This is a genomic window from Lewinella sp. LCG006 (assembly GCF_040784935.1).
GTDB lineage: Bacteria > Bacteroidota > Bacteroidia > Chitinophagales > Saprospiraceae > Lewinella.
In genome coordinates, this window is sequence record NZ_CP160680.1 from 4261443 (window position 1) to 4282293 (window position 20851).

At 44.7% G+C, this 20851-nt stretch carries 11 protein-coding genes; 7 read left to right on the plus strand and 4 right to left on the minus strand.

All coding sequences use genetic code 11. From position 1 onward, the window contains the following. Window positions 1–56 precede the first annotated feature (56 nt). The gene (locus tag AB0L18_RS15380; protein WP_367388189.1) at window positions 57–227 is read left to right on the plus strand and encodes a hypothetical protein; all 171 of its coding nucleotides are present in this window, start codon (window positions 57–59) and stop codon (window positions 225–227) included. On the opposite strand, the gene AB0L18_RS15385 is transcribed toward AB0L18_RS15380, so the two are convergent. Then, window positions 224–1015, minus strand: coding sequence for an Fpg/Nei family DNA glycosylase (locus AB0L18_RS15385; protein WP_367388190.1), 792 nt, complete (start codon window positions 1013–1015; stop codon window positions 224–226). The two genes, AB0L18_RS15380 and AB0L18_RS15385, sit on opposite strands and share 4 nt — an antisense overlap. Before the next feature lie 246 nt (window positions 1016–1261). Here AB0L18_RS15385 and AB0L18_RS15390 point away from each other — a divergent pair, with 246 nt between their 5' ends. Genes AB0L18_RS15390 through AB0L18_RS15400 form a run of 3 tightly spaced genes read left to right on the plus strand, consistent with a single transcriptional unit; the run spans window position 1262 to window position 9806 of the window. Then, window positions 1262–3583, plus strand: coding sequence for an ATP-binding protein (locus tag AB0L18_RS15390; protein WP_367388191.1), 2322 nt, complete (start codon window positions 1262–1264; stop codon window positions 3581–3583). Next, window positions 3576–8270: a GAF domain-containing protein gene (locus AB0L18_RS15395; protein WP_367388192.1), complete on the plus strand. Its 4695-nt coding sequence runs from the start codon at window positions 3576–3578 to the stop codon at window positions 8268–8270. Before AB0L18_RS15390 ends, AB0L18_RS15395 begins: the two co-directional genes overlap by 8 nt. Before the next feature lie 57 nt (window positions 8271–8327). Further along, the gene (locus AB0L18_RS15400; RefSeq protein ID WP_367388193.1) at window positions 8328–9806 is read left to right on the plus strand and encodes a TIR domain-containing protein; all 1479 of its coding nucleotides are present in this window, start codon (window positions 8328–8330) and stop codon (window positions 9804–9806) included. Window positions 9807–10018: 212 nt separating this feature from the next. On the opposite strand, the gene AB0L18_RS15405 is transcribed toward AB0L18_RS15400, so the two are convergent. After that, complete coding sequence (locus AB0L18_RS15405; RefSeq protein WP_367388194.1) at window positions 10019–11542, minus strand: bifunctional UDP-sugar hydrolase/5'-nucleotidase; 1524 nt, start codon at window positions 11540–11542, stop codon at window positions 10019–10021. A gap of 46 nt (window positions 11543–11588) precedes the next feature. Beyond that, a complete protein-coding gene (locus AB0L18_RS15410; RefSeq protein ID WP_367393155.1) occupies window positions 11589–12275 on the minus strand; it encodes a TIGR00730 family Rossman fold protein in 687 nt (228 codons plus the stop codon). A gap of 237 nt (window positions 12276–12512) precedes the next feature. On the opposite strand from AB0L18_RS15410, the gene AB0L18_RS15415 reads away from it, so the two are divergent. Both AB0L18_RS15415 and metG read left to right on the plus strand, forming a co-directional pair. After that, window positions 12513–13736, plus strand: coding sequence for a DUF3298 and DUF4163 domain-containing protein (locus AB0L18_RS15415; RefSeq protein WP_367388195.1), 1224 nt, complete (start codon window positions 12513–12515; stop codon window positions 13734–13736). Window positions 13737–13886: 150 nt separating this feature from the next. After that, window positions 13887–16043 (plus strand): methionine--tRNA ligase, encoded by a 2157-nt coding sequence (gene metG, locus AB0L18_RS15420; protein WP_367388196.1) that lies wholly within the window; start codon window positions 13887–13889, stop codon window positions 16041–16043. Window positions 16044–16225: 182 nt separating this feature from the next. Here the strand turns inward: metG and AB0L18_RS15425 are convergent, their stop codons facing one another. After that, complete coding sequence (locus tag AB0L18_RS15425) at window positions 16226–18046, minus strand: DEAD/DEAH box helicase (RefSeq protein WP_367388197.1); 1821 nt, start codon at window positions 18044–18046, stop codon at window positions 16226–16228. Between the two features lie 282 nt (window positions 18047–18328). Between AB0L18_RS15425 and AB0L18_RS15430 the strand changes: the two genes are divergently transcribed. Beyond that, window positions 18329–20803 carry a T9SS type A sorting domain-containing protein gene (locus AB0L18_RS15430; protein ID WP_367388198.1) on the plus strand — a complete coding sequence of 825 codons (2475 nt, stop codon included), beginning with the start codon at window positions 18329–18331 and terminating at the stop codon, window positions 20801–20803. Window positions 20804–20851 lie beyond the last annotated feature (48 nt).

Here is a 20851-nt window from a genome sequence, read left to right on the forward strand (position 1 = left end):
TTTGGAGGGGTACCAAAAGTGACCTGAGAACGTCAATACCTACAAATCACAGAGCAATGCGTAAATTTATTGACACTTTCGTTTTGGTATGTTTGCTGGTGGGCCCGGCTTTGGTGCTTACTTGCGTACGCCAACCTGCTCCTGAGCAAATTTCCGAAGAGCAGTCGATTGAACAAGAAGAAGCACCTGCTGACTTATACGTTTACAACGAATATCCCCGTCCTTAGTACTTCTTTTGCCAGGGCTTTGCCCAATAGGTAGTCCTCCCCGCAATTTTTCCACTTTCCACTTTGCTTTTACCATCCGGTGCTACATGATCGTTGAAGCGCCATTTATTCCAAAACCAACCTTCCTCATATTGCTTGTAATACGGTGATTTCTCGACGGCCTCGTGAAGTACCTCTTGCGTTTTGGTAAAAATCTCTTTTTTCTTGGCCTTTGGAATTTTTTCTACAACACTTGCCGGATGCACCCTGGTCTGATAGAGTACCTCATCTGCGTAGAGATTGCCTACGCCAGCGAGGTGTGATTGATTTAAAAGGAACCCTTTAATACTGGTTTTTCGCCCTTCCATTGCCGCCAGAAATTCCTCTTCTGTTATCTCCAGCGCATCTGGCCCCAGTTTCTTTTCGAGGATATATGCATCCCGGTCTTCGAGGTAATTTACCCTTGCAAATTTTCGGGCATCATCAAACCCGAGGCGATGCCCCTCCTGAAAGACAAAAGCAAAGCGTTCAAAACGTGGCCGATCCTCATCGTCGTGATAAAGTTTTAAATCTCCCGTCATCCCGAAATGCAAGAGGACACTATGCCCATTGTCCAGATCTGCAAAAAGGTATTTACCCCGCCGCATGGAGTCAACGAAGGTTCTACCTTTTAGCTTTTCGGCAAAAGTAGCCCCGTCGCTATTTCGGATGATCTTATCGTCGGAGACATCCACCCGCATAATCGTCTGCTGGAGGGCCGCCTCATTAAAATACTGTTGAAAAGTGTGGACTTCGGGGAGCTCGGGCATGGTTTGGTTTTTGGTTAGGTAACAGGGAGGATTAGTGTAGGGTTCAAATTGTGCCGATTTTGGAGAAGGTTAGCTAAGTTGCCGCTAGGGAACGTTAAAGCGATAACAGCTAACTTTAAAATCGATTTATTGTTTTAATTTTAATGATATGGCTAAAATAAAAAAAAGGCTAAATTGAATTTAATCAAATAGTTTACTTATTTTTAACATAAAGGAGATAAGCATCATCAAGGCTCTGAGAGAAATATGAGTATTCCAACGGAAAAAGTAAACTACCAAGGAAACCCTATCGTGTCAGTTAGGATTGTCAGTATTCACCCCAGTCGGCTGGTGGTGAGTTTGCCTGATCGTCGGCGGGGGTATATTTATAAAAATGATTGGAGTTGGGATGATAGTGTGAGAAGTGAGCCTCTGGAATTTGAGAAAGAAAAAAAGATAGAGGCTGTGCTCATGCGCGGACAGGCCGGACGGGAAAGTCAACGACTGTCCTTGCGCCATCTAGAAGATCCGTGGGCAAATGCAGGGCCTTATGAGAGAGGACAGAACGTACTTGCTGAGATTATTTACCTGCGCAAGAATTCGATCTACGTGCAGTTGATTCCAGGGGTTACAGCCGTTATTTATTCAAAAGACATTCCTTTGTTACCCCATCAATTACCGGGGGACAAATTAGCGGTTGGGGATAAAGTACGAGGAACAATAATCGATTACTCCCGCAGTAAAAAACGTATTACCTTAAGTTTGATCCAACCTCTCATTCAAGCGGAAAAAGATGGACCACTTAATCTGAAAGCAGAATTTGAGAAGGAGTTGATTCATTTGATTTCTCGTTCTTCTTTTGATCACAAAAAAATAAGCAGCAGAGTAAAATATCACTATTCTAAACCTTTAGATCGTCTACAGCGAATTCTACTGGTGGAGGATAATGTTGGTGATAGTAGAATTGTTTCCGAATTGTTAACCAAAGAATTGTATGCCAAAGTAAAAGTAGTGACCTCTAGTGCGGCAGCGCTAAAAGCTATAGAATCGGGGGAATTGTATGATTTGGTTTTAACGGATTTGAATCTACATGGTGTAGATAACGGTATAGAATTAGCTACAACCCTGCATCATATCTATCCTAACCAAGCTATAGCATTGATGAGTAACAATGCACTCGCGGAGTTCAAAATTAAAGATTTTGAAAGGCTATATGGTAAGAACTTGTTATTTCTAGAGAAACCATCTACTAAAGATTTGGCGATTCGTTTTATTGAAGGTCTACGATTGCTGACGAACGGAAAGATTAAAATATTAAAAGATAGCCACGAAAGCAAAGATGAAAGACTATTCAGTAGTCTGGAGCAACAGTTGGAGCAAGGGGGATCACGACAAGAACGCCTCAAAGGTATACTGAAAGACTTGTGTCTGATTAGCAATTTGAATCGGGCCATCTTGGTGAAGGTAGACGGGCTGAAGAAAGTCGTAGAAGTGGTAAGTGATTATAGCACTAATGGAGAAAATTTACTGCCGGAACATTTAGATAATTTATACTTCAGTGCGGTGCGCGATATAGCAGAAGATCGAGAAACCTTGTATATCTCTCAAAAAGATGATCAAAAGCGGTTGATCAGAATGCACAACTTTTTTCCAGGTATTGCCTTTTATTCCTGTTACGGCATATCCATTCCCGTTCCTCTCTCTCAGAATCGTTATGCGCTAATAGTCCTTGACAACGGGAGTGATATATCGGGAATGTCTATCAGCCGAATCCGTACAGCAGGTGCTTATTTGAGTATGACCTTGGAACATGGAGCAATGCTGGAGATTGTACGTAAGCAGCAAGATTTGGCCTTACAAGGCACATTAATGGGAACACTTCTGCACGAACTCTACAATAAACTGGGACCTTTGTTTGGCTTTCTGGAAATGGGCCAGAAATTGCAAGAAGGTGGAAAGAAAGAAGAATTTTGGGAATATGTCGCGGATGTAGGCCCGGATTTATTACGGATCAAAGAGCTTACACGAGCCTACACTCGATTGGCAAAATTTGAACTGGAATTTATTTCGCTTAACACCATTCTAGAAAAGGTAAAACAACAGCTGCTTCCTAACGCCCAGGAAAAAGGCATTCAGCTAGTCGTCGAAACCGATCCGCGTCAGCCGAAAATATGGGGTATTCCTATTCATTTGGAACAGGTTCTGACGAATGTAGTTTTGAATGCAATTCAATGGGTAGACGAACAAAACTATCAGTGGCAGACTATCAATGCCAGTCATGGTTGGACTGCCGCAGAAGCTTTACAAAATCTCCGCTTGGTAAAGATAGGAGTATGTGAGTATCCTCAGAAAAACATTTGCTGTATTTTGATTACTGATCAAGGGCCTGGGATACCTTACCATCTACGCCAGCGAATTTTCTATCCTTATATCAGTCAGCATAAAGATAGGCAAGGACTGGGTTTACACATTAGCCGGGATTTGACGGAGGCAATGCACGGCAAGCTTGCTTACGTCGATAGTATTCGATTTCTTGGTAGTCTTTTTGCGTTGTTTTTTCCTATTGTAAATGAATCGAAAGATGAATAAACGTCCTAACATCATTATCGTAGATGATGATGTACAATTCGTCAAGGATCTGCAACGACAATTGAAGTACCGTGATGTACAGGTCGATCACGTCTTTAATGCAGGCAATGAATTGTTGGAGCACCTCACTAATCTCGGGAAGGAGAATATAGAGTATACCGCGGTTTTAATTGACTTCGTACTCCCAGATGTTTCCGGTCGTGAGCTTGTTAATCAGCTCATTAAGGACTACCCAAAGCTAGATGTTATTGTAATGTCTGGTCAGGATCTTCAGGGAAGTATTCGAGCTTACGCGATGGGAGCCTATGCGATCATGTCTAAACCGATTGATTATAATGAATTGACTTTTACGCTGGAAGAATTAACACACCGGAACCAAATCGCAGATCACATTGCAGAGGATTTACGCATAATAACTGGTTTTGATTGTATTTTGGTATGGGAAATTGTCTGGGATGATTACCCAAACTATAGAATTACTGGTCATGTAGGGAAAGGAGCGGATAGGGATTTTGTGGAAAAAACTAGAATGGATGCAGTAAATTATCCCAGGGTTAGAAAAATGCAAAGTGGGAATTCGGTTTATTATGAAGATATAGCTACCGAAGAAGATTTTCAGCATCATAGGGAAGCTGCTGATCGGAATTGGGTGTCGCTGCTTAGTTTTCCTTTTAGGCTAGAAGACGGTAGGTTAGTAGGTTGGATTGATTGTTACAAAACGGAAAAATTCACCTTTGCAGATGCTCAAGACGCAGCTCAGAAAAGAGGCTATCTGAAGCGATACGCCAAGATCGCAGGCGAAAATATCCAAGCCCAGCGATTGACCAAGCAGACTCGAATTATTCACGAAACTAGTCAGAACCTTGCGGGTACTCTCCACGAAGAACTTATTTACAAATCTATTCTAAATAAAGCATTGGAGGTCACTTATGCTGATTATGGATGTGTGTATCGATTCTCGCCAGGAAAAGGAGAACTAAGTCTTATCGCCAAAACAGGAAAAGAGGTGACCTTAGCAGATGAAATTATTCCGACAGGGAAGGGAGGAGTAATTGGGAAGCTTACCAAAAGCCAGGGCTCTATTTACGTTAAGGACGTTACCAAAGAAGAGAAAGGGATTTATGATCCTCAAAAAGATCGTTCTACCAGGCACGAAGCAGAATCAGGCAGTTTAATGGCCGTAACACTGAGGAGAGGAGATCGCACGCTTGGAGTACTTTTGGTGAAAACTAAACACCCTGATTTCTTCATTCCAGATGACCTTCAGTTTCTAACCAGTATGGCCGCCATCGCAGCTGTAGGAATGGAGCGGCAGAAGTTGACACATCACTTAGAGGAGGTGAGTCGACGGGCACAAATGGCGACCAATTTCAAAGACCTTTCTACTTACGTGGTAGAGGCCGTGAAAGATTTGACTGATGGTACCGTAAATTTATGGATGATGAGTAAGGAGGATGGAGAGGGAGACGAGTTCCTGCGTCTTGTCGATTCTTCTATGCCGAGCTTGTTGAAAGTAGACGAACGCATTCCCACTGCTCCGGGCGAAAGTGTTGCTGGCTTTGCTATGGAAAAAGGGGGCTATGTATTGATTGATGATTTGGATAAGCATACTGGCTCAGCATTCATCAATCAAAAGGTAAATCCAAGAGATAACGGGCACTCCATTTTGGTTGTGCCGCTTTTAGGGAAGAATAAGGAAAAGCTCGGTGTGCTTACTGTATTGCATACCGATATCAATAAGTTTTCGCCGGATGACGGATTACTCATCCAGCATTTTGCCAACCAAGCAGCATTGGCTCTACAAGGACAGCGTCAACTGGAAATTCTCCAGGCATTGGCGCGTATTGGCCAAGAGTTGATGACTACCTTATCGGACACTAAAACCTATTTGCAGAAAGTGGCCACGCTGGCCTGTGAAGTAAGTCAAGCGACCTCCGTAGTAATCTACCCTTACGATTACAAAAAAAAGCTATTCTACGCCAACGAGTACAACGTAGCGGCAGGAAAGATAAAATTTGTCAAGAGTAAATTGACGGTTAAACCTCGTCAAAAAGGCATAGCAGCACTCATCCGGACATATGGAGCTGTTCGGGTCGAAGAGGGTTCAAAAGAGGAACCGTTAAGGATTTATTTTGGGGACATTAATGGTGCGCAACTCATTAGCGAACCCGGCAGTGCGATATACAAACAAATCCGCCAGTTTGTTGAGGATTCAGACTTTATTCGGCGGGAAAAAATTCAGTCTTTTATCGGAGTATCATTGGTAGCGGAAACGAAAAAAGATGAGTTAGAAGAAGTAGCGGTAATCTATTTCAATTATCGATCACCTCGTCACTTTACACAAGAAGAACTCCGGGTGATCAATATTTTTTGCCACCAGGTGGCCAACGTTATTCACCGTAACCGACTTTTTAATGAGTTAGAGGAAGAGCGCAAATTGATTGAGGGGGTACACAATTCCGCCCTGACTATCCTTAAAGAACAAGGACAAGAAAAACGGCTCAACAAGATTGTGGAAGAAGCAACCTCCTTACTGGGTGCTGAGGGAGGCGAAATCTATCTCACTATCAATGGCAGTCAGAAGGATTTGCAGTTGGTTGGGAAGCATAATCTTCCTGATGAGAAAATGAAATTGGGTGCAATTCTTCGCCAAAGTGATGGTGTAGGTATGGCGCTGACCGTAGCCAGAACGGGAAAGTATTTAATTGAAAATGATTATCCAAAATCAAAATATAAAGTTCCCAAAATGAAGTCATTCTTTTCCGCAGTCGTAGAGGTTCCTCTGTTATTGCAGGGTAAAGTGATTGGAGTACTGGGAGTATTTGATAAGAAAGAAAAACAGGAATTTACCAATACTCACGTGCGTATTTTGGAACGCCTTGCCGCTCAAGCGGCTCTGGCAATATACAATGTCCTCTTGTACGATGAATTAGATGCTTTATACATGGCAGGGGTGGAAATCTCACAAAATAAAGGTCTCCAGCCGATGGCAAAAAATATTTTGGAGCAATTGAAACGGGTTATCGATTATGACAAAGCTTCTATACAACAGATCAACGGGCCAGATCAGGAAAGAATTACGCTCGCATATTTAGGAAGAAATGATATTGATACCGAAAAAGAATTTACCCGTCCAGTAAAAGAAGACAGGCTGATCTGGGCTATCTATAAACAGCGAGAATCAAAAGTAATTAGTCATACAGCTAGGAGTAAGGAATGGGATGGGGAATTTACAGCAACTAAAAGTATTCGATCTTGGGTAGGTATTCCTCTATTGATCGGAGATAAAGTGCTGGGTATCCTAATGCTTGACCATAATACTCCGGGATATTATACCGAGACAGATTTACCCAAGCTTGAACGTTTTGCTCTTCAAGCGGCCATTGGAATAAGTAACGCCCTACTATACGAAGAATTAAATGTATTAAACCTCTCCTCCAAGGCTCTTGGGTTATGGGATAAACTAATGTCGCTTTCTACAGAAGAAATACTAATTAAAGATATACCAGTTTTTCATAGTAGTATTTTCACTAATATGCTAGAGGTAATTGACGAGGTATTTGAAGATGAAAATTTTAACCTATCGATTTTTTTAGCTGGAGATGAATTAGATACTCAAACTTATTTCAACTTATCACAATTGAGAGAATTTCCTATTTATGAGCGAATCAAGTTTATATCCAATCTAGATAGCCTTGATTTATTAGGTGAATTCATCTTTCCTGTTTTAGTCAACGGTAAAGAAATTGGTAAAATCGGTTTCTCTAAATCTATTCCTTTTATACAATCAGATAGGAAAATTTTAAATACTTTGGTGTTTTTCTTGCAAATGGGATTGCAGTATATAGAGATAGCCACTCTGAAGGTAAGAGCTTTTAAACGTCGATTTAACCCTTACATCACAGGCCCACCGATAAGGCTACCCAACGAGTTTTTTGGTAGAACAGAGCACACAAAATCCATAATAAATCAAATTCATAACAACCACTTTTTAATCTTAGGGGAGCGACGGATTGGAAAGACTTCCCTGTTGTACTATTTGGAACACCATATAGCAGAGGCTTCGGATGATAAGTATGTTTTTTATCCGGTTTATATGGATCTGGAAGGCACTCTGGAAAAAGATTTTTGGTATCATTTTGCTGATACTATCCAGAGTATTAGTGGAAAAGTTCATAGTAAAAAAGGCGAGAAATATGAATTCTTTGATTTTCAATATGATTTAAAACAAACGTTGCGGCGCCTGAAAAAATCTTCTCCTAACCGACTATTACGTATCGTAATCCTGATGGATGAAATTGATGTATTCCGTACTTATGAGGATGATACATTATCTAAAATGCGTAAGATATTTCAAGAAAGTGATGAGCTTAAAGTAATAATGGCGGGGGTCAGTTATACGGAATTGACGGAAGACATAAATAGTGCCTGGTATAATCAATTGAAATTGATAAGAATTGGAGAAATAAAGGAAGAACAGGCACGTCTCTTGATTACTCAACCGGTAGCACAGCGATACACCTTTTCAGAAGCTGTTATCGAAGCGATCATCAAAAAAAGTGATTGTAAACCTTTGGCGATTCAAAAACTATGTTCTGACGCGGTAGAGAATATGCTTAAAAGAGTGGCAGAACTCCCTGGATTTTCAACTGATGCCTTAGAGATTCTTCCCGAAGATATTCCCTGAGCATTAATACTAAGATAAATCCAACTAAAAATACAACAATTAAAGACAACTGATAAAATGCGTAGTCCCTACATTAGCGGCTCTAGAATTAACAACCCCGCCAACTTTTACAACCGTACTCAACTGTTGGATGAACTAAGTCATCAAGATTCTCGCGCTTACTATCTTAAAGGGAATCGTCGCATAGGAAAATCCAGCCTGCTCATGCAGCTATATCTCGCTATCAATGGTATGGAAAAGAATCAGATTGCGATCTTTTTAAATCTTGACGGTTGTGAGAATGAACAGGAGTGCTGTAGCTATTTTAATGATGCTTTAAATACCGCAGCATACTACAAAAATATTACTGTTTTTCAGAATGTCTTTCACCAAGATGATTTCGTGAAATTTCTGCAAGAAACTCTTCAGACGGCAAAACAGGCTAAATTGCATGTTTATCTTCTGGTTGACGAGGCAGAGAGTTTTTTGAAACTACCCAAAACTACGCGGAGTCGTTTACACCGCCAGCTAGTCAATTTACACGATAATCTTAAAGTGGTTCTAACCGCGACCAGCCAGCTTTATCGCTTGAATCACGTAGAAAAAGATAGCGTTCCTTTTCTTAGTAATTTTACCGTGTGTCATATCGGTTGCTTTGACAATGAAAGCAGCATCGCACTTATCCGACAGGAAAATCTTCCTCAAGTTGAACGTCCGATAGTTGCAAAAGAACAGATTCTGGAAATCCTTCACCTTTGCGGCGGACACCCCTATCTTACCCAGTTGTTATGTGGAAACTTATTTAGCGAAGGATTCTTGAGAAGTTCTAAAGCCACTGACATTCTATTGGATCGCCTACTCTCCAACTTCATCGAGATGGACTTCAACCACCTCGAACCAGAAGAACAGAAAGCCCTCAAACACTTCAATTTTCAAAGCACAAAAAGCGCAGAAGACATCCCCCGCGAATGCCGCAACCACATCCGTGAACTTCTTCACCTTGGCTTCCTCATCGAGGAAAACGATCAATACCGCCTTTCCAACTGTTTCCTCTCCCAATGGCTCGAGCAGCACCAAGACAAAGAAGTGGAACCTCTGATCGTAGAACCACCCACTCCCAAGCCTAAAAAAATCTTCCTTTCCTATTCCAAATCCGATACCGAATGGAAGGACAAGCTAAAAAAGCAACTCCGCATCTACGAGCGTAATGAACAACTGACCATTTGGGATGATAGCCTGATTCAACCCGGGCAGTCGTGGAGTAAAGAGATTGAGTTCGCACTTGGAGAGGCGGACATTGTCCTTTTTTTAGTCAGTGCAGATCTTATGGCTACCGATTTTGTAATGGACACAGAGCTACCTATTGCTTTATCTCGCCATCAACAAGGGCTGGCAACGATTATACCTGTTATCATGCGCCCGTGCCAATGGACGGTTTCTGCCTTTGGTGAATTACAGGCTGTTCCACACAAAGGAAACCCTGTCTCCACTTATAGTAATGAAGACGAAGCACTCAATGAAGTAGTGACCAGAATAGTAGGTCTGTTGAAGACTTAAAAGCGGGCTATTGATTTCTGGTGAGCGGTATTCTTAGCGCCAAGCCCTTCTGGAGCCAGCCAAGCTCCTCTATTCTTTTGAAATCGGAACCAGCGGTATATAACCAGGTGTTTCGTCCTGGCGATATTTTGGCGTGAAGACGTTGCAGCGAAACGTCTTCACGTGGGATGCCTAACCTTTACATCTTTTACACCTTTCCACCCTTCCACCCCCTACATCCCCCCCATATACCAAATCACCATATCCCGAATATCATTCTTCACCACTTCGCCGCTAGCGGCAAACTCATCCAGCTTGTCGTAGGTGTATTCACTGAGGAATTCCAGGTTGGCTTCCAGGCCTTTGGCGACGAACTCGGGAACGACGATGACGTAGGTTTTACTAGCGTCTAAAGGATTGCCATTGATCATCCATTTTTCACCCTTTTTCTCGGCTTGGTAACGTTGGAGGTAGCCGCCTTCTCCAAAGTTAGTTGTTTCTCCGGTGTCGAGGAAGTGAGCCAGTTGGTCTCCTTTAATGCTCATTCGCACGACGGGACCGCCGTAGGGGAAGGAACGCAGGACATCGTAAGCGGTAACGGCGCCCGAGAGGTTATCATCGAGCCGAAGCGAGCCGCTGTTGAAGGCGTAGACATCCGCTCCTGGCCAGGCTTTGGCGATGGCTTGGTTGGTGAGTAGTCCGTAGTTGGTCTGACTTGAGCGGGTGGCTGCTTCCGTTCCGATCAGAGGGCTACTGAGTGTGGTAAGTTTAGCGGAAGCGTCATAGCCCATCTGACGGATGAGGTCTCCAATTTTAGCTTGCCATTTGTCAACCACGGCAGCGGTTGTGGGGTCTTCTGGCGTAGCCTCGTTGATAGGGACGAGTTCAGAGAAAATCCGGCTTACCTTACTGTCTGGATAATAAGTGACGCGATGGATATAGACGGTCTTGGCGTTGGCGTCGGCTTTAGTGATGGCCGTTTGGCCAACATAGCGACTGAGGTTTTCGTGTTCGTGCCCACCCATAAACAGGGGTAAGCCAGGTACTGCAGCGGCCAGGGCCTCATCTCCATCCACACTGAGGTGGGTGAGTCCGATGACGAGGTCGTTCTCTTGTCTGGCGGCTTTTACAGCTTCCGCAAAAGTGGCTTCAACGTCTTTGTACCCCACATAAGGCGGCCGTGCAAAAGGGAGCACAACGCCTACAAGTGCCACGTTGTAAGTAGCACCATTTTGCTCGAAGGTATAAGTGCTGAAGGCGGGTACCGGTTTGCCGTTTTGTTGAAAAGCCCTTTGTTGCTCACCATCTACACAATAAGCATTGGCCGACATGTACTCAAACTGGCTCTGGTCAATTCGTTTCTCCAACAGCGTGGCATCCTTGAGATCGAACTCGTGATTGCCAAAAGTAGCGTAATCAAGGCCCAGTGCGTTGAGGGTTTCTACCATCTGTAAACCAGCAATCCGCTCGCCATTGTCCAATTTGAGGGTGCCCATGAAGGAGGGACTGAGAAAATCACCAGCCATGACGGCAATGGTATTAGGATTTTCGGCTTCAAGTTGGCGTAATAAACCTGCCACCCTCGCCAAACCGCCCACTTTGCCACCTTCCAAAGGAGCAATTTCATAGACGTCATTGAGTTGGAGGATCACAAACTCTACTGGAGTAGAACTTACGTTGGATAAGGTACTGGTGGTGTCGCAACTGAAAAGCAATAAGCCACTCAGGAGAAGACTAAAAATGGAGTGTTTCAACATGATATTATTTAGGTGTATGGTAAAAAACGGATGCGCCGCAAATCCGCTACAACTCATAATTTGGCCGCAGCTCTCTTGCTCTCACTTCGTAAAATTCGTTAATGATTTGGATGATTTCCTCCGAAGTGTCTACAATCGGAATGAGATCAAGATCTTTAGGGCTGATGTTTCCTGCTTTTTCCAGCATGGTGGTTTTGATCCATTCTTTGAGGCCTCCCCAGAATGCTGACCCGACCAGGATGACGGGAACGGGGGTGATCTTTCCGGTTTGCACCAGCGTCAGTACTTCAAACAGTTCGTCGAGGGTGCCAAAGCCGCCGGGTAGTGCAATAAAAGCCTGCGCAAATTTTACGAACATCACCTTTCTGACAAAGAAATACTTGAAATTGATATCTTTATCGTGGTCTACATACGGGTTTGAACCTTGTTCGAAAGGGAGGTGAATGTTTAGCCCTACTGATTTGCCACCGTTGAGGTGGGCACCTTTATTACCTGCTTCCATAATACCAGGGCCTCCACCAGTGATGACGCCATAGCCTTCTTCGGTGAGATGCTGGGCAATCTGCACGGCAAGTTTATAGTAGGGATGATCGGGTTTTGTTCGGGCCGAGCCAAAGATACTTACACAAGGCCCGACCAGATTAAGGGTTTCAAAGCCTTGGACAAATTCGGATACTACTTTAAACATGGTCCAGGAATCTTCCCCTTTGATCTGGTCACTCCACTTTTTCATGTTATGGTGCTTGGGACGTAGATTGGCTTTGTTTTCTGTCGGTTGTTCCATTTGGTATAATTTTAATCAACAAGTACGAAGTAGCTCGAAACCTGTTATTTTTTTTGCAAAAAGCCCGTTAAGGTAAATATTTTCGAGAGAATCCAATAAAAAAGGTAACTGATCAACAAAATAGACGAGAAAAAGGATCAACCTTAGTGGAGGGATGTTAATTTTGCGACAAAATTAGAAATGTACATGATTCGTTACTGGAATTGGACTTTGCTGGGGAGTTTATTAGTACTGCTTATGGGGAGTGCCTGCCAGTCTGATACCGCTGTCGGGACGGAGCACCTGCGGGCAGAGGAGCGTGCTTTAGTGCCACAGGAAACGAATCGATATTACCACCTCCAAGGGTCCTTAGGCGATTTAGCGATCAGCATGGAACTCCAGGAAGAATCCAACTCGCAAGGACGCGAAGGGAGATATTTCCGCGGCTTTTACCGCTACGACGATTATGGTGGTCCGATTGGAATCTACGGTAACCTGGAAAATGGCAACCGTCTTATTCTTACCGAACAAGGTGCCTGGGATGCTGAACCTCATTTGTTTCAAGGGCGTTGGGAAGAGAATGGAGAATTTTCAGGGCTTTGGCAGCATAGCAATGGCAAAGACGTCTATGATTTTCGGGTGCAAAAAAGCGAGAATGCCGTACCGCTAAAAGGTTATTGGATACAGGACTCCCTGGTTGTTTATCCCGAGTGGGCTGCATCGCCAGTACTTTCCTATTCGTTAGAGTGGTTGGATGTTGCAGAAGACAAATTGTCAAAAGACCAGCGCAATTTTCTGAGAGAGCAAATCGCCAGAGGATTGCTGGAAGGAAGTGCGCCCGGTAATCCTGATGATTTGCTAGCAAAGTTAACGGAAGAACGCAACAGCTTGTACCATGATTTTAGGGAGGAAATGGCCTCTATGAAAGAAGCTGGAATCATTGACTCGCTCGCTGAACCCGATGCTTTTTTGAGTTTCAATTACTCCTACAACACTTCCGTGCAGGTTTATTATAATGCCCCCAATTTATTGACCCTCGGGTTTACAGATTATTCTTACACAGGAGGGGCGCACGGTATGTATGCTACCATAGTTGGGAGCTATGATCTGGAGCAGCGGAAAGTGCTGAAGTTAAGTGATGTGCTCTTGCCAGGCTATGTAGAAGCAGTCAGCAGGGCATTAGCAAATGCTGTGCGTAGGAAGTATAACCTCGGAGAAACTGCACCACTAAATACCTTTCTTTTTGATGAAGAAATTGCGCCCAACGAAAATTATGGTTTTACCGATAAAGGGGTGTTTTTCGTTTATGCGCCTTACGAAATAGCACCCTACGCAGCTGGGGAAATTGAGCTTTTTGTTTCTTTTGAAAAAATCAGGGAGTTCGTTCATCCTGCATGGCTCACAGATGAAGAAGACGAGAAAGAGGAATGATAAGCTTTAACGGAAACTTTTTCAAGTCCGCGATCATTACTTTAATTTAGCCCCCGGAAGTCGGAAGTCGGAAGTCGGAAGTCGGAAGTCGGAAGTCGGAAGTCGGAAGTATTAACCGCATCCCGCATCCCGCACTAAAAGTCGGAAGAATTGACTGATCTTAATTTACATTCAGATTTTAATTCAAATTACGAAATGAACCGTTATCTCATTACCTCAGCTTTACCTTACGCCAATGGTCCTTTGCACCTTGGGCACCTGGCCGGAGCTTACTTGCCTGCCGATATCTACGTCCGCTATTTACGGGCGATGGGTAAGGATGTGGTCTGGGTTTGTGGTAGTGACGAACACGGTGCAGCCATTACCATCAGAGCAAAGAAAGAAGGGATCACCCCTCAGGCAATTATTGATAAGTACCACACCCTGAACAAAGGAACGTTTCAGGATTTAGGCATATCTTTTGATTATTACCACCGGACGAGTGCTCCTTTGCACCATGAGACGGCGCAGGAGTTTTTTCTCAAGCTCAACGAGCTGGGTGACCAATTTGAAATTCGGGAGCAGGAGCAGTACTACGATGAGGATTTCGATCAGTTTTTAGCAGATCGTTATATCAAGGGCACCTGTCCGAAATGTGGTCACGCCGAAGCTTATGGCGACCAGTGTGAGAATTGTGGTTCGGATTTGTCTCCGCTGGAGTTGATCAATCCGGTTTCTACCCTTAGTGGTAAGCAGCCCATTTTACGTAAAACCAAACACTGGTATTTCAAACTGGACAAACACGCCGAGTGGCTGACCGAATGGATCGAGAACGGAACCCTGGATGGGAAGCAACACCATGATCCAAAGCTTTGGAAAAAGCACGTTCTGGGGCAGTGCCTGAGTTGGCTCAAGGAAGGCTTGCAGCCACGAGCTATTACGCGTGATCTGGATTGGGGTATTAAGTTACCCATCGAAGGAGCAGAAGGCAAGGTCCTCTACGTATGGTTCGATGCTCCGATTGGCTACATTTCCAGCACCCGCCAGTGGGCGGAAGAAAACGGTAAAGACTGGGAAGCTTATTGGAAGGGAGAAGATACCCAGTTGATCCATTTTATTGGGAAGGACAACATTGTCTTCCACTGTATTATTTTCCCTGCGATGCTCAAAGCACACGGCGACTATAATCTGCCCATCAATGTACCTGCGAATTCCTTCCTCAATTTTGAAGGACAGAAATTTAGCAAAAGCCGGGGTTGGGGAATCGAACAGCACGAATACCTCGAAGAATTCAAGGATTTTCCCAATGCCGTAGATGCGCTGCGCTGGGCACTGGTGCGCAATATGCCCGAAACCAGAGATGCTGATTTCAAGTGGGACGAGTTTGTGGATTTTCACGACAAGGAACTAGCGGATAAGTTGGGTAACTTCATCAACCGCGTAGTGGTGCTTACGCACAAATATTTTGATGGTAAGGTACCCGCCACGGATGCAGATGTCAATGGCATTTTGGCACCAGTGAAAGCTTTTACAGATCAGTTGGTAGCCGATATTGAAGGCTTCAATTTTAAGCAAGCAGCTTTTTATGTGGTAGAAATTGCGAGTTGGGGCAACACCTATCTACAAGATGCTGCACCCTGGACATTGGCCAAGGAAAATCCTGATGATCCAAGGATAGCCACGTCGCTCAATGTGAGTCTTCAAGTGACTGCATTGATCGCTCAGTTGATTGAACCTTTTCTACCTTTTATTGCGCCTAAATTGCGGGCATTGGTAGGGCAGGAGCCCGCTCAGCAGGGTGAACTCCAGGAAACGCTCAATAAACTTGCCAAAGGCGAGTGGTTGTTGGCACCAGGGCAAGCTATCGGTCAATCAGATGTATTATTCCCAAAAATCATCGACCGCAAAGACGACAGCCGTAAGCAAATCATTGACCGTCAAAAAGCCAAATTGGAAGCCATCCTCGCGGAAGAAAAAGGCCCCGAACGCCCAGCCGTGAAAGCTGAAGCTACCTTCGATGATTTTACCAAGCTGGACTTAAGGACAGCTACCATCAAAGCTGCCAGTGCAGTACCCAAAGCAGATAAATTACTGCAATTGACCCTCGACCTGGGTTTTGAAGAGCGGACCGTATTGTCAGGTATTGCCGAGCATTACCAACCCAAAGATATTATCGGTAAGCAAGTGGTGATGGTCGCCAACCTGGCTCCCCGCAAAATGAGAGGCATCCTTAGCCAAGGCATGGTCTTGATGGCCGAAAATGAAGACGGCAAGCTGGTTTTTGTTAGCCCTCCCGCCGGATTTGGTGATGGCTGGCTGGTGCGGTAGGGGTTTGAATCACTTAGGGCGAGAAATATAGAAAGGGGTAGGACTTGGCGTCCCACCCCTTTTTATGTCGTCCTTTCAGGACTGTTTTGTATATGGATGTTGTGTTTTAATGTGGGATTCAGACGTAGCTGCTACGTCTCTGCGGGAACAACCATCAACCAACAACCATCTAACCATCAACCCTACTTCCGCTTCCCCTTCTTCTGTTTTGGGAAACCAAATTTCTTCTCTTTTCTCTTTTTGAAAGAACCCTTCTTGGAGAAGCTGCGGTCTTTCTTGGGGCCGTGTTCGCGGCGGCCACCTGCAGCACCACCACCATTGGGGCCGTCATCGAAGTTGACCCTCATGGCGCGGCCTTCCCATTCGGCGCCTTTGAATTTTTTGACGAGGGCTCCAGCTATCGCGTGGTCAACGTCAAAGAAGGTGTGCTTGTCGCGTAGTTCAACATCGCCGATAGCTTTAGCATCGATTTCACCAAAGAAGCAGACGAATTCAACGAACTCAGGAATACCAGCGACTTCTTTTTTGCCAATGTTGATAAACATCCGCTGGTATTTACCAGAAGGTTTGCGGGGTTCTTTTTCCTTGCGGTGATCTTTGCTGGAGGTGCGAGGATCAAGTAAATGCAAGGCCTCGCGCTGATAATGAACCGGTAGTTCACCGAAGGTAAGCGCAGCGACCCGTTGGATCAGTTCTTCTTTGCTCAGGTCGAAAAGGGTCACTTCCAACTCCGAAGTAATAGGAGCAAGGGAAGGAATGGTCTTGGTTTCGAGCAAGCTTTGGAAGGTACGTTGAAGGCGGCGCTCTACCAGGCCGAGGACGCTAGGTGGCTCGGTTTCATTAAATTGGAGGTTCAACTGGCGGTCGAGGCCCCGTAGCTTGTGCCGATCATTGGGGTGAATGAGCATGATGGATTTGCCTTTGTCGCCAGCGCGCCCGGTTCGACCGGAACGGTGGGTGTAGAAGGCCCAATCATCGGGGATGTTGAGGTGAAAAACGTGGGTGATGCCTTGCACATCAAGTCCGCGAGCAGCCACATCGGTAGCAATCAAAATACGTACACGCTTGCTGCGAAAACGCTCCATCGCGCGATCGCGTTGAGCTTGGGAAAGGTCGCCGTTGAGGACATCTACCGCGTAACCATCCCGCTGCAAATCGTCGGACAAGCTTAGCGTCTCGGCCCGGGTACGACAGAAAACCAGTGCGTAAAGCTCTGGGTCGGAATCGAGGTAACGGCGCAACACTTCCAAGCGTTCGCGTGGTCGAGCAATAATGAATTGATGGTCAATATCTTCGTTGGTCTGACTGGTATCGCCCACTTTGATTTCGTGGGGATCGTGCATGTAGTGCTTGGTCAGGCGTTGTACTTCCTTGGGCATGGTGGCCGAAAACAGCCAGGTACGTCTTTCCGTAGGAACACTTTCCAGAATTTCGTCGATCTCTTCCTTGAAACCCATATTGAGCATCTCGTCCGCTTCATCCAGTACCACGGTGGTGATGGAATCGAGCTGAATGGCCTTACGCTTGATGAGGTCACGCAAACGACCAGGAGTAGCGACTACTAACTGAGAGCCGGCTTTAATTTGTTTCATCTGCACCCATATATCGGCACCACCATATACGGCGGTGATGTTGAGCATGGGGCGGAAAAGGGCGAATTGTTGCAATTCTTTAGTGATCTGCAGGCACAATTCACGGGTGGGTGCCAGTACCAAGCCCAGCGGCTTACCCATGCTGAGGTCCATACGGTCGATGAGTGGGAGGCCAAAAGCAGCGGTTTTACCCGTACCTGTTTGTGCCAATCCGACCAAATCACGGTTACCGGCAAGCAGAAAAGGAATAGCCTCTTGTTGGATGGGGGTAGGTTCTACAAAACCCAATTCAGCAATAGCATCTAAAAGCGGTTGGGACAAGCCCAGAGAAGAAAAATCTGACATTAAAATAGGACTACGAATGAAGAAACGACGGGAATGAAAAGCAGGCGTTTCCGAATTAAGCCGCAAAGGTACGATTTTTAATAATGATTTTGTGTTTTTTGTCTGATAGTGTGTTAATTATCTCTTTGTTGAAGGTAATAGGAAGCTCCTCGATTTTACCTGAGCTAGCCTTTAGATGGCTGGAGTTGTGTAATTAAGTGGATAGTATATTATCGACTTAAATTTTGTTTTTGGTGTTTCTCCCTTGTTGGTTAATATTTAGAATGTTGTAAATTGCTGCCTGTTATGCTGTTTTTCGCTCTTGCGAAGCAGACAACTTACATTTCTTTAACATATAATAACGCGCTCATGAAAAATGTAATGCTCCTTATGGGGCTATTCGCCTCGGCCTTTGCTTATGCCCAGACTCCTTTCACCTACTATTTTGGAGAAACGGGATCCTTGAATTTTATCCGGGATTTTACCCGACAAGACGATGGTCATTATTTGTTTCACGCCTATGGTAATTATGCGGGACAGACAGATTTCGATTTGGCGAACTACCAGTTAAATTTAGTGACGGGTGAGTTAGATAGTACTATCGTCGTACAACCCGCTAATCAAACTTTACTTGCAGCGGAGGAAGTGAGTAATGGCGGTGCAGCTGTTGCCTCCCGGATAAATGTTGCAGATGGTTTTTTTGCTGATGTTATGGTTCAGTATCTGGATGCTAATGGAGAAGAAACAGATCGCATCATTTTTGGTGGGGAGTTCTCAGATAGCCCTGTACGAACAGCCATCGATGAGCAGCAAAACTTCTTTGTCACCTACCAGCAAAGCACTTCGGGTTTTCCCTACCTTTCTGACTACCGAGTACGGATGATCGATGCAGCGCACGAAACAGCCTATGACGTTTTGCTTGATCTACCAGAAGGTGCTGTTTTTGATCTGGAAGCCCTTGGTAATGGAGAAGTGATCGTCGTAGCCGACAACAATACGCCCACCCATATCAATCAGGTGGAAATTATCAAGCTAGGTTCCGATGGTAGTACCCTTTGGCGTACCAGTCTCAATACCGATGATGGTGTTGTGGGGGTGTTTCAAAGTTTCTCTGCAGGAGATGAGCTATACCTGTACGATTATCTTTTTGACCAGATAATTACGCTCAATTTGAGCGATGGAAGTGTTTTAAACAATATTTCGTCTTCTAGTTCAGTAAGCGCTAATTCCTCTTCGCTGATTGTTAAGTACGATGATGCTATCTGGATTCTTGGGAGGACTACGATCTATCAAATGCGTAATCTAAGTGGCTCGGAGTATGAGGTTATAGCTAGTTACCCCAAGGAGGGAAGCCTACTTCAGAGTGCTAAATTTCGGCAAGAGGGTGTGTGGGAATACATGAGTGTTATCGGTGAATTGGTTAGCATGGATCTCAATTCTGGCGAACAGACGGTACTGGCGAATTTGAATCGACCATTAAGCTTACCAGTACGGGAAGAAACGGTCAACGTGCAAATGGTTGAGGGACAGCTCTATGCCGGAATAAGACGAGGTGGAAATGGTGGTTTATTCTTTATTGTCAACACGCTGGACCTCAATGGAGAGCTCCTTAATTCTATCACGGTGGAGGAGAACCAGGGCGGCATTGTTTATTCGATGCTGGCACTACCAAACGGAGGAGTTGCTTCGCTGAGTATTATTGAAGATGGATTTTTCATCTTTGGCTTACGGCTGGATATTTACGACGAGAGTGGTAATCTGACCAGCCAAACCAATGTAATTGACTTCGAAGATCAAATTATCTCTTCTCTAGCCATGATTTGGTTGCCTTCTGGCAAACTGGGAATTAACGTAAACAATGAGCCTTACGGAGGTGGTGAGGTCAATCTGACCTATGAGGTAGACATCGAAACAGCAGAAGTTACCTTGAGGCAAACGCTGGAACTTCCCGAAAAGCCGGATAATTTTTCTAGTCTGGCAACCAACGCGGTTGGATTTGTCAATACCCGTTTTTCTAATGACAATAATACGGCAACCGTCCGTAAGCTGAGCTTAGATGACGGGTTGGTATGGGAAACCGAGCTGAATTTGCTTACAGGAGACAATGTTGACGATTATGGAACCAGCAGCTACCCTTTGGTCGCCAATCCTGTGACCGAAACGGCACTACTGGGTATCAATTTACAGGAGAGAGGTCAAGCACCAGTATATTTTGTTCATGTATTGGATGGTGCGACTGGAACCGAAGAGGGAAGTTTCACCTCTGTCAATACCCAGATTAGTGCGCGAGTAAACTTTTTGAACGAGGAGCAAATTGTTCTGATAGGTTGTAGTCGTAATCCAAACATTGAAAGTGAAGAGGATCGTTTTCTATTCAACTATGAGGTTTATGACCTTTCGGGAAATTTGATTACTCAGACTACCAGCGACCTTCCTCATTTATTAACCATCAATGGAATCGATGTACTGGAGAACGGTTTTCTGCTCGTTTATGGTGAGATTATTGAGGATGCTGATGCCAACGCTATGGTCATTTTGGTAAATGAGGAGGGAGAGATCATGACGACTAACCTGTCCGATATTCTTCAGGTTTGGGGCAAACTTACTATAGGTCCCAACCCTAGCAATGACCTGCTCCACATTCAGTTGGAGAACGACTTCCTAGGCGAAGTAGCCATCAATGTTTATACCATAGGCGGACGTTTGCTGGGGGAGTGGACAACGGAAAAGGCATTCCAACAAATGACTTGGGAAACCTCGCTGGACGAGCTACCGGCTGGCAGTTATTGGGTGCAAGTCAAAAGCCCTGCAGGACAGATGACGGCGGGCTGGGTGAAGCAGTAATGATTAGTTAGCTGGTTTGAAGGTTTGATAGTTTTACCGCCGTAGAGA